This window comes from Veillonella parvula (assembly GCF_032472435.1).
Taxonomy (GTDB): Bacteria; Bacillota; Negativicutes; order Veillonellales; family Veillonellaceae; genus Veillonella; species Veillonella parvula_N.
In genome coordinates this window covers 67,354-82,985 of record NZ_JAWEGM010000002.1, presented here as the reverse complement: position 1 = coordinate 82,985, position 15,632 = coordinate 67,354, and the positions used below count along the sequence as shown (strand labels likewise).

General features: G+C 37.4%; 16 protein-coding genes. 13 read left to right on the top strand and 3 right to left on the bottom strand.

The features are described 5' to 3' along the window. The first annotated feature begins 12 nt into the window (after positions 1-12). From E7A03_RS03370 to E7A03_RS03330, 9 genes are all read left to right on the top strand, one after another. On the top strand, positions 13-1,188 hold the full coding sequence (locus E7A03_RS03370; protein WP_101928967.1) for a glycosyltransferase family 9 protein: 1,176 nt from the start codon (positions 13-15) through the stop codon (positions 1,186-1,188). Beyond that, positions 1,175-1,501, top strand: a complete 327-nt coding sequence (locus E7A03_RS03365) for a hypothetical protein (RefSeq protein WP_101928968.1) — start codon at positions 1,175-1,177, stop codon at positions 1,499-1,501. Before E7A03_RS03370 ends, E7A03_RS03365 begins: the two co-directional genes overlap by 14 nt. 544 nt (positions 1,502-2,045) lie before the next feature. Then, a complete protein-coding gene (locus E7A03_RS03360; protein WP_008602782.1) occupies positions 2,046-3,398 on the top strand; it encodes a pyruvate carboxylase subunit B in 1,353 nt (450 codons plus the stop codon). A 527-nt stretch (positions 3,399-3,925) separates the two neighbouring features. Beyond that, positions 3,926-5,188, top strand: a complete 1,263-nt coding sequence (locus E7A03_RS03355) for a sensor histidine kinase (protein WP_229039642.1) — start codon at positions 3,926-3,928, stop codon at positions 5,186-5,188. Continuing rightward, positions 5,185-5,874 carry a response regulator transcription factor gene (locus tag E7A03_RS03350; protein WP_004693664.1) on the top strand — a complete coding sequence of 230 codons (690 nt, stop codon included), beginning with the start codon at positions 5,185-5,187 and terminating at the stop codon, positions 5,872-5,874. Before E7A03_RS03355 ends, E7A03_RS03350 begins: the two co-directional genes overlap by 4 nt. A 668-nt stretch (positions 5,875-6,542) precedes the next feature. After that, the gene (locus E7A03_RS03345) at positions 6,543-7,640 is read left to right on the top strand and encodes a S1C family serine protease (protein WP_024061350.1); all 1,098 of its coding nucleotides are present in this window, start codon (positions 6,543-6,545) and stop codon (positions 7,638-7,640) included. A gap of 359 nt (positions 7,641-7,999) precedes the next feature. Then, positions 8,000-8,329, top strand: coding sequence for a PadR family transcriptional regulator (locus tag E7A03_RS03340; RefSeq protein WP_287509461.1), 330 nt, complete (start codon positions 8,000-8,002; stop codon positions 8,327-8,329). Beyond that, complete coding sequence (locus E7A03_RS03335) at positions 8,316-8,891, top strand: DUF1700 domain-containing protein (protein WP_024061349.1); 576 nt, start codon at positions 8,316-8,318, stop codon at positions 8,889-8,891. The genes E7A03_RS03340 and E7A03_RS03335 overlap by 14 nt, the downstream gene beginning before the upstream one ends. Before the next feature lie 9 nt (positions 8,892-8,900). After that, positions 8,901-9,329, top strand: a complete 429-nt coding sequence (locus E7A03_RS03330) for a hypothetical protein (protein ID WP_024061348.1) — start codon at positions 8,901-8,903, stop codon at positions 9,327-9,329. A 276-nt stretch (positions 9,330-9,605) separates the two neighbouring features. Here E7A03_RS03330 and pyrE read toward each other — a convergent pair whose 3' ends face one another. Beyond that, positions 9,606-10,193 carry an orotate phosphoribosyltransferase gene (gene pyrE / locus E7A03_RS03325; RefSeq protein WP_004698369.1) on the bottom strand — a complete coding sequence of 196 codons (588 nt, stop codon included), beginning with the start codon at positions 10,191-10,193 and terminating at the stop codon, positions 9,606-9,608. Further along, the gene (pyrF, locus tag E7A03_RS03320) at positions 10,190-10,909 is read right to left on the bottom strand and encodes an orotidine-5'-phosphate decarboxylase (RefSeq protein WP_008715622.1); all 720 of its coding nucleotides are present in this window, start codon (positions 10,907-10,909) and stop codon (positions 10,190-10,192) included. Before pyrF ends, pyrE begins: the two co-directional genes overlap by 4 nt. Positions 10,910-11,097: 188 nt before the next feature. Here pyrF and E7A03_RS03315 point away from each other — a divergent pair, with 188 nt between their 5' ends. The 4 genes from E7A03_RS03315 to E7A03_RS03300 are packed head-to-tail and all read left to right on the top strand — an operon-like array spanning position 11,098 to position 14,195. Continuing rightward, positions 11,098-11,727, top strand: a complete 630-nt coding sequence (locus tag E7A03_RS03315) for a 3'-5' exonuclease (protein ID WP_008715623.1) — start codon at positions 11,098-11,100, stop codon at positions 11,725-11,727. Positions 11,728-11,741: 14 nt separating this feature from the next. After that, positions 11,742-12,404 (top strand): deoxyribose-phosphate aldolase, encoded by a 663-nt coding sequence (gene deoC, locus E7A03_RS03310; RefSeq protein WP_004698377.1) that lies wholly within the window; start codon positions 11,742-11,744, stop codon positions 12,402-12,404. A 53-nt stretch (positions 12,405-12,457) separates the two neighbouring features. Continuing rightward, positions 12,458-13,759 carry a pyrimidine-nucleoside phosphorylase gene (locus E7A03_RS03305; RefSeq protein WP_021147799.1) on the top strand — a complete coding sequence of 434 codons (1,302 nt, stop codon included), beginning with the start codon at positions 12,458-12,460 and terminating at the stop codon, positions 13,757-13,759. 10 nt (positions 13,760-13,769) lie between these two features. After that, complete coding sequence (locus E7A03_RS03300) at positions 13,770-14,195, top strand: cytidine deaminase (RefSeq protein ID WP_174892240.1); 426 nt, start codon at positions 13,770-13,772, stop codon at positions 14,193-14,195. On the opposite strand, the gene E7A03_RS03295 is transcribed toward E7A03_RS03300, so the two are convergent. Beyond that, complete coding sequence (locus E7A03_RS03295) at positions 14,173-15,630, bottom strand: ArnT family glycosyltransferase (RefSeq protein ID WP_021147801.1); 1,458 nt, start codon at positions 15,628-15,630, stop codon at positions 14,173-14,175. The two genes, E7A03_RS03300 and E7A03_RS03295, sit on opposite strands and share 23 nt — an antisense overlap. Between the last annotated feature and the right edge of the window lie 2 nt (positions 15,631-15,632).

The window sequence follows — 15,632 nt, the reverse complement described above, 5'->3', positions numbered from 1 at the left end:
CTAAGGATATCTATGAATATATTATTTGTACGCCTTAGTTACATAGGTGATATTTTGCATGCTACACCTGCTGCGCGGTGGATTAAGAAACAGTATCCTGATGCTAAGTTGCATTGGATTGTAACGCCTAGTATGGTAGAGCTTTTACAGGACAATCCCTATGTAGATGAGATAATTCCCTGGGAACGGGATGAATACGAGGCTCATTCTAAAAAACTACATATCCCTACAATGTGGCGCATGTGGTGGGATCTTAAGGCCAAATTAGAACCTTATAAATTTGATGTAGCCATTGATGTACAAGGACGTCTTATAACAGGGTTAGTACTATTAGCTTCAGGAGCCCCCATTAGACTTGGCCTTGGTGGCACAAAAGAGTTGAATTGGTTGTTTACTAACTATAAAACGAAGCCTAGTACAGAACACATGATTAAGCGCTATGTAGAGGTAGCTCAGTTGTTAACAAAGGCTGTTACTGAACATGCAAATTTAGATACATCGCTTAACATAGCTAAATGCGGTGTTGAAAGCAGTTCTCCACTAAATGAATCTAGTGCTAATACGCTGTACCACATGGATTTTCAGGTGCCATCAAATTTACATAGTTGGGCAGAAGAACAGTGGAAAACGATTGATAACGACATTTCTTTGAATCGTGGGGAGGTGGATACACCTCTACGAGTTGGGCTTGTATTAGGCACCTCTTGGGCAACGAAAGAATGGCCTCAGGAAAAATGGTACTCCCTCATTAAATCCCTTCAATATAGAGCAAATTTTGTTTGTTTAGGTGGCCCTAAAGAGGCTACTCAATACAAACCCTTGATGGACTCGCTAACAGATGAGGGCATTGATAAAATTGTACTGAATATGTTAGGGAAAACGACGCTTCAAGAATTAGGGGCTTTAATTGAAAGTTGTGATGTAGTAGTTACTGCTGATACTGGAGCTCTGCATATTGCGTTAGCTTTAAATAAGCCTGTAGTAGCACTCTTTGGCCCTACGGATCCTAAATTATGGGGACCTCTGACGGGAACCTTTAAGGTGCTCGTAAATGATGAATTAGATTGCTTGGGCTGCCGAAAACGACGTTGTCCTAAGCCTGATCAATATTGTATGTCTGGTATTGAACCAGTACGCGTAAAAAAAGCAATTTTTGAATTGATAGGAGATACACATGGCAAAGTTTAAAATCCAAAAAGGTTTATCCGATGCGGATATGATGAAAAATTTTAAGGATACGGAAAATTTTGAAGATACTATGCTCAATATGGAGCGAGATGCTAAGAAGCCAGTAGTTTACCAAAGTCCAAAGCAAAAAGAAGATGCATTTTACCGTGAGTTCTTAACTGAAAAAGTAGAGACTATAATTGGTAAAATGCTCCTTGATATCAAGATGGAGTATTTTAAAGAAGGAGAAGGGGCCTTTTCTATTCAAGTAAAACGGGAAGGTAAAAATATTGTCCTTGAAACTGCGCCTAAAAAGGTTAAGCCTGAGAAGTAATGCGTATAATGGGAACTCTTAAATTTTAAAGATTACGTCAGAGCCTGTCCGTAAATGGACAGGTTCTTTTGTATGTTTATGCATTTAAAAATATCGACTAAGTTATTAATAAAATTGATGAACTCATAAGCATACCGATGTTTATCGAATTACTACATTTATAAATACCGATATATTTTGAAAAGTATTTAATAATAACTAAAAATTATTACGATATAATTTTTAGTTTCTCATTAAAATGAGCAATTACAAAAAAATTAATTTGATTAAACATACATGCTAAACTCTAGTTCCTCTGCAGTTTTTTGTGATATTCATCACGAAAAAATCATCTTTGTATACATGAAATTATGAGTAAATAGCATAATGTGGTTGTTGACAAAGAATTTTATAAGTAGTCTAATATAAGTATGTATTACGATTTTAGCGCGTTTGGCTAGTGTGAGCAGACATCGAAAAAATCGTAAAAAAAATAGGTATGAGATAGTTGCTTGATGAGTGTATAAAGTTACATACACAGACTATTTCGATTTGGAGGATTAACATGGCTAAAAAATTAAGAATTTGCGAAACCGTTCTTCGTGACGGTCATCAATCTATTTTGGCAACACGTATGCGCTACGAACAAATGGAGCCAGTGCTCGGCCTTTTAGATGATATTGGTTATGAAGCTCTTGAATGTTGGGGCGGCGCTACTTATGACAGCTGTCTTCGTTTCTTGAATGAAGATCCATGGGAACGCCTTCGCAAATTGAAAGCTAATTTGAAAAATACCCCATTGCAAATGTTGCTTCGCGGTCAAAATTTGTTGGGCTATAAACACTACTCCGACGACGTAGTAGAAGCATTCTGTAATGCGGCTGTAAAAAATGGTATCGACCGTATCCGTATTTTCGACGCATTGAATGACCCACGCAATATGGAAGCTGCTATTAAGTACTCCAAAAAAGCTGGTGCACACGTTCAATCCGCTATGGTATACACAATTTCTCCAGTTCACACAACTGAAAGCTTCTTGAAAGTAGCTGAAACTTTGGTAGAAATGGGTACTGATTCCCTTTGTATCAAAGATATGTCCGGTTTGTTAGGACCTGCTGATGCATATGATTTGGTTTCTACTTTCAAAAAACGTTTTGGCGAATTGCCAATCGACTTGCATAGCCATTTCACTTGCGGTCTTGCTAGTACTACATACTGGGAAGCTGCTAAAGCTGGCGTAGATATCATCGATACTGCTATCTCTCCATTCGCTCATGCAACTAGCCAACCAGCTACTGAAACTATGATTGAAATGTTCAAAGGTACTGAATGGGATCTTGGTCTTGACCTTGATAAATACATTCCATTAGTTGACCACTTCCGTAAAGTAAAACAACAAATCGCTGAAGAATTCAACTTGAAACCAGCTAGTGATGTAATCCCTGCTGTTCGTCGTTACCAAATTCCTGGCGGTATGTTGTCCAATACTCAAAACCAATTGAACGAAATGGGTATGGGCGATCGCTTCTTTGACGTTATGGATGAAATGCCACGCGTTCGTGAAGACTTGGGTTACCCTCCATTGGTAACTCCAACATCCCAAATCGTTGGTACAATGGCTATGATGAACGTTATGATGGGTGACCGTTACAAAATGGTTCCTAACGAAGTTAAAGATCTTGTTCGTGGTAAATATGGTCAATTACCTGGTACAATTTCTGATGAAATTCGTCAAACTATCATTGGTGATGAACAACCTATTACTTGCCGTCCAGCAGATCTTATCGAACCTGAATTGGAAGGTTACCGTCAAGATTTAGCTTCTAAAGGCTACAATGGCATCACTGACGAAGACGTATTGACTTACGCTATGTTCCCAGAAGTTGCTATTAACTTCTTCGATGCAAATCGTCGTTAATCCAAATTTTAAAAGAGGATTCTTAGGAATCCTCTTTTTTTTGACCATATTTAAACTATCCTCATAGAGAAATAGTATAATTCAGTATATATTTTGTTTTATTAAATGAAGAGATTCAATAGTTGTTTCATTTTTTATATTTTAGCTTTTTTATAAACAGTATAGACGAGTTCCTATTAAAAGGGGAGACTAAGGAACTATGAAATATCAGATATTACCAATTTTCATATCGCCATAAGATACATGGGTGCGTGTGAAAATATAATTTTTACGAAAAGTATTAGATATTAAAAGGGTCGAGATACCTTTGAATAATCGGTCAATTATAAACTACGTATGAAAGAATAGTGAAAAATATGTTGGATATTTGCGTGTTTTACTTGCGTTAAGTTATAAAAATAGCGTAAACTATAGAGAGTATCTACTATTTATGATATTGAGGTAATCCTGTGAATTTACAAATACGAATTTGGATATCCAATGTTGTGCTGTTTGTTGTACCTATTTTAATAGCAATTATTTTATTTTTGCTATATTTTACAGGTTTGCGCATATTGGCCAATGCCGGTTACTATTTGCGTATTGAGCAGGAACAACAGTTTAAAAGTGTCAGTCGAATAACTGAAACCATTACCTTTTATGGGTTAGAAAATGATCTAATTAATAGCTTGGTTAAGCCTAGCTATAGCTTACTTGATCCAAAGGAAGTATATGTTGAAGTACTTGATCAAGGAAGTATGGTGTATAACTACGGTAATCCACAAATCTATAGTGCTTCTGCCATTGTTGGTCTTATTGATGTTAACCCTGAATTACAGGGCATCGTATATCAATCCAATAATACTTTCGTTTATGAAATGAGAAAGTACGATGGACGTCATTCCTATGTATACCATATTGCGATTAGGCGTGCTACTCATGGTAGTGATAGCTTAATGGAATCCGTATCTTTCTATATTATCGTAGTTTCCATATTGCTCTTTATTGTTACATTTTTTGCTATTAACCGATTTGTTACACGATTTATCATGATTCACGTTAAGAATATGACAAAGTCGTTAGAAATGGCGAATCGTCAAATTGAAATGGAACAGGAGCAACAAAAAGAGCTACTCGCTGGTATATCCCATGATATACGAACTCCATTGACGGCTATTAAAGCGTATGCTGAAGGTGTTCGTGATGGTATTGCACCAACGGAAGAGCAACAAAAAAGATACATGGGAATTATTTTGAAACGGGCCAATGATTTAGATTCTATGTTAGAGGAACTATTCCTCATAACAACATTGAACTATAAAAAAGAATCTCGTCCATCTGAACGAATTGAATTAGGTCAGTTTGTACGTGACTTTGTAGAAGATCATTTAGCTCCGTATCAATCGAAGGGACTTGAGATTAAGGCCCGTATAGCTACGGAAACACCTTTTATCAATGCTAACCCACAATTGTTACAACGTGTTTTGCAGAATGTGTTGAACAATAGTGCTAAGTATAAAATGACCGATATTGGTCATTGCGTCATAGATGTAACGAGTGATGATGATTTTGTATACTGTGTCATCAGTGATGATGGACCAGGTGTGCCGCCAGAATCTCTAGAGCGTCTGATGCGCCCATTCTATCGTGTAGATTCGTCTCGTACGAATCCTCAAGAAGGTAGTGGCCTAGGATTGTCGATTATCCGTCGAATTATGGAAATCTTTGAAGGCCGAGTTATGATTGAAAATGTAAGGCCACATGGTCTACGTATTATATTAGAGTTTCCTAAGCAAGGAGAAGAATCATGAGTGAACATATCTTAATTATTGAAGACGATTTGGATATTGCCAATATTGAGCGTGATTATTTAATGGTGGCGGGCTATGATGTAACGATTATGACTAATGGTACAGATGGCATTGAAGCAGCATTAAATACTCCTGTAGACCTTATTATCCTTGATGTTATGTTGCCAGAAATGGATGGCTTTGAAGTTTGTCGTCAAATTCGTGACAAAGTTCGTGTACCAATCGTTATGGTAACTGCGCGTCTTGATGATATCGACAAAATCCGTGGCTTAGGCGTAGGCGCTGATGATTATATTGAAAAGCCATTCTCTCCATCTGTATTGATTGCGAAGATTAAAGCTATGTTGGCGCAATATAAACGTTTAACAGAGCGCGATGCAATGGAAACAAACGCTATTCAATCCGGTGAAATCCGTCTCGACCCTAAAATGATGAAAGTATGGGTGAATGAAAAAGAGGTTCATCTTAAAAAGAAAGAATTCCAGTTGTTAGAGTTCTTGATGCGTAACCGTGATATTGTATTTAGCAAAGAAGAATTGTATTCTCGTGTATGGGGACTTGACTCCTATGGTGATTATGCAACTGTAGCGGTTCATATTAATCGTTTACGTGAAGAAATTGAGGATAATCCATCCGATAGTAAGCATATTATTACAGTGTGGGGTGTAGGGTATAAATTCGTTTAGTATCGAGAATATGCATTCACATTATACTCACGTTGTTCGTGGCTGTTGATTAGATATGACTTTATAGAGATTTTATTATAGAGATATAATCAAAGGTTTAAGAATTGTTTATATAGTTACTTTGATAGTTTAGATATTCCATGTATACTTATTTAAGTAAGGCTGACTATGACTCTAGATAAGTAATATTTTAACTTCTCTCTCTTAATAAGTTCTCTCTAAAGCTTATCTAGATCACATATACTCTCTCTCTCAACAGTCCTTACACTCTCAAACTATATGCATAAAGGGCATTTGCTAGCGACGGCTAGTAAATGCCCTTTATGTTTTTTAGATTTTAGATATTTGAATACATTCTATACAGCTTCTTTCAGGATTCTAGGTATTTATCTAGTGGAGGATATACGGTTATAATAATTATACTTTCATAAGAAAAGTTATAAATTGATATCTTGCATTGTAAAAGCAGGCGTACTATAATAGGTTCATCAAAATCAATTTTATAAAATTAATTTTGAGATGATTTGAATTAGTGTGAGACGTGGCGTATTTATAAAGTATCATAATTATATGATTTATGATTTGATTCTTATTTTAACTTTTATAATCATCATTAAGATGTTATGGGTGATGTAGAAGAATATTAAGAAGAATATAAGGAGATCTACATGACATTTTCAAAATATAAGAAAACAGTAATTGCGTGTATTCTTGCTTTGGGTATTGGGGTAGGCGGAGGATACTATTTCTTTGGCAGCCCTGTTAATACGCAACCAACAAACGTGAGAGAACAAACTAAACAGACTAAGCCTATTACTGAAGCGCGTAATACCTATGTAGTGCAAGCGGCTAAAGAATCTGGGCCAGCTGTAGTAGGGATTACAACACAAGTATTTCAAAAGGATATATTTAACCGTACAATCTATGCTGGAGAAGGTGTCGGATCTGGTGTACTTATCGATAATGATGGACATATTGTAACCAATAAACATGTGGTAGCAGGGGCTAGAAATGGGGAGGTTACAGTATCATTGTCTGATGGCAGTACGGTGACGGGGACTGTTATAGGTTCAGATTCACAGACGGACTTAGCAGTTGTAAAAATTAAACCTCCAAAAGATATTAAACCTATCAAAATTGGTGACTCTGACTCCTTGCAAGTGGGGGAGCCAGCTATTGCTATTGGCAATCCTTTAGGTCTTGAGTTTAAAGGTTCAGTTACCTCTGGTGTTATTAGTGCCTTAGCACGTACAATTGATGATCAAGGTCAACGATTCCCATTGATTCAAACTGATGCAGCCATTAATCCAGGTAACTCAGGTGGTGCGCTTATTAATGCAGATGGTGAGTTAATTGGTATCAATAGCTCTAAAATCTCTAAAGAGGGAATTGAAGGTATGGGCTTTGCTATTCCAATTAATTCTGCGATGACAATTGTTGATTCTATTATTAAAAATGGTAAGGTCATTCGCCCTTATATTGGGGTGTGGGCTGTAGACCGTCAAACTGCAGCGCGCAATAATGTAACCTATGAAGGTGATGGACTTCTTGTTGTTCAACTTGATCCTAATGGTCCTGCTGCACAAGCTGGTCTCGTAGAAGGGGATACGATTGCACAAATTGATGGTAAAGATATTACTACATTACTTGAATTAAAAGAACAAATTGATGCTAAGAGCCCTGGAGATACAATTTTGGTATCCTATACTCATAACGGCAAAATGAAGAGTGCACAGCTTAAATTAGGGGAAGCGTCTTCAAATTAGAATCTAGTAAATAAAACTTAATTAAGTATTCCAATAATGCACTAATTTCTTTTGTAGTGTTAGAAAATCCTCATCTTTTAGATGAGGATTTTTAGTTATAATAGGGTGCTTTAATAGATTTTGTATAAAAAATACCATAAATAAGAAAATTTTTTTGAAAAAATTTTTCCCTATAAACGCAGAAATTAACTGTGTTTATAGATTAGAAATAAGAAAAAATATATTAAATTTCAATATTTTTTTACAAAGTACCTTGCGTTCCGAGGTACCTTATGTTATTATGTATTTGTCAGTACATGATAGTGACCGTAAGAGAGCTTTCACATTGGCAGGCAAGCACAGCCTAAAAGGGAGGAACTATGCAAGTTCAATTAAAAAAAGGTGTTATGGACATGCTGGTGCTAGCATTATTAACACAAAATGATCGTTACGGATACGAAATCGTAAGCACCATTTCGGAATATATTGAAATATCTGAAGGAACGATATATCCATTGTTTAACAGACTGAAAAAAGAAAAGTATGTTGAAACGTATTTAAAGGAGTCTTCTACAGGCCCATCACGGAAATACTATTATATCACGAACGAAGGCCGTGCAGCATATAACAAGATGCGTCAAGAATGGGATGATTTTTCTGGTGTTATCAATATGCTGTTGAAAGGAGTCGATAATAATGAACAAAAATAGCTTTTTGGATGCATTGCGTAATATATTTAAAAAAGCGCGTGTTGCAGATGTAGAGAGTATTATAGAGGTTTATGAAGAGCATTTTGCGGTAGGTTATGAAAAAGGGCTTACCGATAGTGAGATCATTAAATCCTTAGGGTCTCCAGAGGAAATATATGCATCCTACGTAGATGCAGGTATTATTACTGACACAATGAATCAAGATGGTAGTGAAAGTAAATCCGTTAATATGCAGGAAATTTATGCACGATTTGATGATTATAAAGAGCGTCTTTTACCTCAATTACCGGGGATGGCTAAAAAAGCATCTAAGACTTTGCTCTCTATTGGAAGTGCCTTATCCTATATTGTAGGTGCTCTTATATTCATTATTACACCGGCTATCTTGTTCTTACTAGGTAGCTCATGGCAACCATTTGAGAATGTTACTGCATTTCCAGTATTGTCCATTGTAACTTTAGTGGCACTTGGGGGTGTAGGTTTATTTGGTGGACTTACATGCGTCTTTGTTGGTACAGAGCTTCGTGGCGTACGTGAACGTTATTTCCGCAATTTAAATTAAGGAGGACCTATGAGACGTATTATAATTACAGCAATTTTAACAGTAATCTGTGCTGTTGGAGCATGTACATCTTTTGCTGTTAATGATTTACCTAATTTTGGTGAATGGATGAAAACGAATGAACAACAGTTTAGAAAACCACATAGACATGATGGTCCTAATCAGTATATGGATAAACATATGATGGATAGAAATAATCATATGATGCCTCAAGATAGTATGGGGCCAAATAATGGCCAACATATGCACCAAAATGGTCAAAATCAAATGATGCCTCAAGATGGTATGGGACCAAATAGTGGTCAGCATATGCACTCAAATGGTCAAATGCCTCCGCAAGGTCAAATGCCTATGCAAGGCCAACCACCTCAACAACCTAATGGCAATGCACCACAACAACAAACTGATCAAGGTGCACCGCAAACTACACAAAACTAATGATACTTTATGAGTTCATTTCTCTCATAAGATATAGAGAACGTGGTCATGAAAGTGCATTCATGGCCACCATAGAGTCACACACTCTATGTGATACATTCGTATCAGAATCTCTCTCTTACACACAATAACTACACACAAACAAAAAGAGCTCCTTAGCGAAGGAGCTCTTTTTGTATCTATTTATAAATATTAGATAGTACTTGATGGTTTGGGAATATATTATTAACTTCTCAATGAAAAACGACCTATACATGTATATAGGTCGTTAAAAAATTATTTGATATGTTTAGAGCCACGTTCTGTCATAGCTACGCCGTCTTTGCAAAGAGGGCATTCTTCAGGTTTATAAGTTGGAACTTCAAGATTAAGTAATGCTTGTACCTTTTCGTGAGGTACACCGAATTCTGCTTTACCCCCAGAACGGTTAACAAGAAGGCCTACACCTACGATTTCACCACCGGATTGGTTTACCACATTTACTACTTCTTGTACAGAACCACCAGTAGTTACGATATCTTCAACGATAAGTACTCTTGTGCCTGGCTCGATTTTAAAGCCACGACGTAATGTCATAATGCCTTTTTCGCGTTCTGTGAAGATAGCACGGGTGCCAAGCGCTTTACCTACTTCGTGAGCAAGTAAGATGCCACCGGTCATAGGTCCAATAACAAGTTCCACATTTTGATCGCGGAAGCGTTCAGCTAATTCTTTACAAAGTTTTTCTGTATATTTTGGATGTTGTAATACATTAAATTTTTCAACGTACATTGGACTGTGGAGACCAGATGTCAAAAGGAAGTGACCTTCTAAAATAGCTTGAGTGTCGATCAGTAATTGTTTTACTTCTTGTTCTGTCATCATTTGGATACTTTCTCCATTTCTTCAATAATTAAACGAACCGCTTCACGAGGGTTTTCGGCTTGTGTAATAGGTCGACCGATAACAAGGCGAGATGCTCCATCTTGTAGTGCACTAGCTGGTGTAGCAACCCGTTTTTGGTCGTCTGTTGTTGCAAAGGAAGGGCGAATACCAGGGGTAACGATGAGGAAGTCATCGTCACATGCTTCACGAATCATTTTGGCTTCTAATGCGGAACATACAACACCATCCATACCACAGTCTTTAGCGAGTTTTGCAAGGCGAATGACTTGGTCGGAAATTGGTAGCTGACCACCAATAGCAGTCCAAGATTCATCGTCAAAGCTAGTTAATGCGGTGATGGCTAATAATTTTGGGCGTTCCACGCCTAGTTCTTTGCCACTCTCATGAGCTGCCTCAACAGCAGCTTTCATCATGACAGGACCACCTTGACCATGTAAAGTAATTAAACTAGCACCGAGACGTGTTAAGGAAGCTACGCCATGGGCTACGGTATTTGGAATGTCGTGCAATTTCAAATCAAGAAATACTTGTTTGTTTTGCTCCTGTAAAAAACGAATTGTTTTTGCTCCTTCGGCGTAGAATAGCTCCATGCCGACCTTGTAAAAGCTAACCGAATCACCGAGGGATAATACGATTTCTTTCACTGCATCCATCGTGGATACGTCAAGGGCAACGATTAATCTGTCATCTGCCATGTTGCAACCTCCATACTACATACATATCTAAATAATTTTCACATACTGAGGGCCTATCTGTCAATTAAAATTGGTGTGAATGAGGTGATTATTGGTCACCTTTGAACAGTAGATTATAGTCTATTTCATGCTATAATAAGTAGAGTAAATGAATATAATTCTTATATATAGATTTTGAAAGGAGTCCTATGTTAGATTTTGTTGCATTAGACTTTGAAACAGCAAATAAATTTAAAAATAGCGCGTGCTCCTTGGCGGTTATTACCGTAAAGGACGGACAAATTACCAAAAAGGCATATAGCCTCATCAAGCCTCCGTTTATGAGTTTTGATGATGAATGTATTGAAATTCATGGTATCCAACCGAAGGATGTTCTTCATGAAAAGACCTTTGATGAGTTGTGGAATGCCATTTATGAAAACCATTTAAAAGGGAATATTATGGTGGCTCACAATGCGAAATTCGATATGAACGTATTGCGTGCTACTTTAGATTATTATAAAATCCCTTGGCCAGAACTAGATTATGCATGTACAGTTAAACTTTCACGTGCGGTATGGCCTGATTTAGTTAATCATAAGTTGAATACAATGGCCGCATATATTGGAGTTGAGTTTAAACATCACTATGCACTGGATGATGCAGAGACTTGTGCAAAGGTTGTATTAGAAGCTGCTAAGTTGAAAGGCGTTAATAGTTTACCAGATTTATTAAAGACTACAGGCGTACCGTTAGAACCATTCATTGATGATAAAAATCGCTCTGCTCAAGATGCATTACATAAAGAGCCAGAACCAGAACAAATGTCGTTCTTTTAGTAAGGAGAGGTACTATGTTGGGGAAAGAATTATTAGCTTATGTAGATCATACATTATTGCGTCCTACAGCTACATGGGATGATATTAAAGAAGTTTGTGAGGATGGTATAAGGTATAAAACCGCATCTGTTTGTATTCCTCCAGATTTTGTAGCATCTGCCCATGAAGCATATCCAGAACTTAACATATGTACCGTTATCGGCTTCCCTTTAGGATATGAAACAACAGAGGTAAAGGTGGCAGAAACGAAACAGGCTATTGAAGAGGGCGCTTCTGAAATTGATATGGTTATTAATCTTGGAGATGTAAAGCAAGGTGATTTTGAAGCGGTAACTAGCGAAATTGAGGCGCTTAAGAAGGCTTGTGGTGATAAAATTTTAAAAGTTATTATCGAAACTTGTTATCTTACAGATTCTGAAAAGGTGGCGCTTTGTAAATGTATTACAAATGGTGGCGCAGACTATATTAAAACATCTACTGGATTTGGTAGCGGCGGTGCAAGCCTTGAAGATATTAGACTCTTTAAAAAGCATATTGGTCCTAATGTACAGATTAAGGCTGCAGGTGGTATTCGCTCTATTACGGATATGAAAGCCTATATTGCAGAAGGTTGTAGCCGAATTGGAGCCAGTGCAGCTGTAGAGTTACTAAAGAATCACTTGAACGAAGAAGTATAATAGAAAACCACCTAGGCTATGCTTAGGTGGTTTCTTAGAATGGCGGTGTAACTATGCGTATGTATGATATTATTCTGAAGAAAAGGGCGAACTTGCCGTTAACAGATGAGGAAATCCGCTTTGTCATAGATGGTTATGTAAAGGGGGAAATCCCTGATTACCAAGTGAGTGCGCTCTTGATGACCATAGTTTTTAATGGTATGAATGCTCGCGAACTAGGAACTTTGACCTTGGCTATGGCTCAATCAGGTAATATGGTAGACTTGTCAAATATTGATGGGATTACCGTAGATAAACATAGTACAGGCGGCGTGGGAGATAAGACAACACTTATTATTGCACCTCTCGTAGCCGCTTCTGGCGGCAAGGTGGCTAAGATGTCTGGACGTGGACTTGGTCATACAGGTGGCACTATTGATAAGATGGAATCTATTCCAAATTTAAAGGTATCTTTAGAGCAAGATGCTTTTATCAATCAAGTTAATAAAATTGGTCTTGCTGTTATTGGTCAGTCGGAAGGGCTTGCACCTGCTGATAAAAAGCTATATGCTTTGCGCGATGTGACGGGAACTGTTGATAGTATCCCTCTTATTGCATCCTCTGTTATGAGCAAAAAATTGGCTTCTGGTGCTCAAGCAATTTTGTTAGATGTAAAGGTTGGCAGTGGTGCCTTTATGAAAAACATAGAGGATGCTCGTGAATTGGCTAAAGCAATGGTAGATATTGGAAAGGAAAATGGCCGTTCAGTTAAGGCTATTTTGACGGATATGGATCGACCGCTAGGCCATGCTATTGGAAATGCGTTGGAGATTCGCGAGGTTATTGATACGTTGAAAGGTCATGGTCCAGAAGATTTAACGCATGAATGTATTATCATGGCTGCCCACATGCTCGTATTGAGTCATATATGCGACTATGAAACGGCTCTCAGTCGTGTGCAAGAGGCACTCGACTCTGGTGCCGCATTAGAACGATTGCGTATGATGATTGATGCTCAAGATGGCGACAGCCGAGTTATTGATGATGAAAGCCTATTAGCCATTGGCAAATTCACCTATGATGTTACAGCGCCTCAAGACGGTTATATTACCCATATGAATACAGAACAATGCGGGATTGCATCCGTTATGCTTGGAGCCGGTCGCACTGTTAAGGATGGTCCTATCGATTATAGTGCGGGCATCTTGATGCACAAGAAAACAGGCGACTCAGTTACAGTAGGTGAATGTATAGCTACCTTGTATGCTTCTGATGAGAGCTTGCTTTCTAATGCTGCAAAGACATATTTAGAGGCGATTACCTTTGGCGAAACTGCACCAATCATGGCGGATACGATTCTTGATATAGTGGAATGAGGAGATCCATATGATAGAAAAGGAAACTCATATGACAGAACAGGAAATTCAAAACCTTATAGATCGCGCCATCGTTGCTCGTGAGAAAACTTATAGTCCGTATTCCCATTTTGGCGTAGGTGCAGCTATTCTCTGTGAGGATGGGACTATTTATGAAGGGTGTAACATAGAAAATGCTTCTTATGGCTTAACGAACTGTGCAGAACGAACCGCTATATTTAAAGCTGTATCAGAAGGGCATACAAATTTTAAGGCTCTTGCCGTAGTTGCTGATACGGAAGGGCCTTGTGCACCATGTGGTGCTTGTCGTCAGGTAATGGGAGAGTTTAACATTCCTATTATCATTATGAGAAACATGAAGGGCAATATAAAAGTAGTATCTATTGAAGCGTTATTACCATTTAGTTTTTCATCTAACGATGTAATTGATAGATAGTACCTTCAGCATTGGAATATTCCAAAGACAAATTATCTGAATTTATTGTATCTGGAAGATAATCGTCACCATAAACGAGTAGATATATTTTTTTATTTGTTGGTAAGTCATTTATAGATATAAACGGCATGACATCTTTAGCGTTCCAAGAAATAGTAGTTGGATCAGGGGCTACTTCATTGGGGCCGAGTAATTGATATACTTCATGACCGCTATAGTAAGTAGGTGAAACGCGATATCTACCACTACCTTGTACAAGAATGGAGTCATCACTAATAGACTGGCTAATAAATTGGCTAATACTAGGTGTTGAGGCTTTCTTCATTTGTGGTACTGCTACTGCAAATGTAAGCACTATATAAGCAATACCCATAACGAATGCCGTTTTATAAATTAAGTTGATACGTTTGTAGCACATAACAGCTATTAATATAGTTAACGGTGTTAAAGCAGGAAAACTATAGGTGGAGTACTTAGTTGCCATACAAGTGAAAAATAGGATAACTATACCAGCCCAGACAGCTAAAAAGCTATGGAATGGAATATTGGTAAACCAATTCTTGCGATTACTATAAATTGACTTCGGTAATATAATGGACCAAGGTAATAATGCTATGATTGTTATAGGAATGTAATAGTACCAAACATTGAATCTTGGATGCTCAGACACTGTAGCACGAAGCCAATTATGGACACCTAGAAAGACATTGATAAAGTCATTTCCATGGGTGATATACATATAATAATACCAACTACCACCGAGGCTTAGAAATAGTAACAGTCCAGGTATAATCTGTAGACTAAATAATTCTCGAATATCTCGTCTGATTGCAAGGTAAACTAATATGATGAGACCTGGCAATAGGAATCCAATTGGACCTTTAGTCAATACGGCAAAAGCAGATGCTATATAGGCTAATAGATAGTAACGTTTATAACCTCGTTGACCTGTTTTATGATGTATGTATCCTATGTAAAAGCTCATTAAGGTAGCATTAAAGTATAGTCCTAGGGTCATATCTGTTATAAGAGATTTTGCGATAATCCAATATTCTGCTGACACGGATACGATAATGGCGCTCACAAGAGCAATAACGTGGTTTGTTTGTGCTTTTACAAAGCGATAGATTAGAAAAATATTGCAGAGAGCTAAAAGGCTAGAAAAGAATCTAGCGCCAAAGTTTGTAATGCCAAATAGTTTGAAACCAACAATGAGTTCCCAATAATAAAATATAGGCTTATCATACCAATAATGACCAAAAATTTGTGGAGATAAATAGTTTTTGGTTAGAAGCATTTCTTTTGCGGTTAGCGCATAATTAGACTCTACAGGATCCGTAATACTAAGATATGCATTTCCAATAAAATAAATGATGGCAGAGAAGATAAGGACTATCAAAATATGATAGTTCTTATTTTTTAAGACATACTTCATAG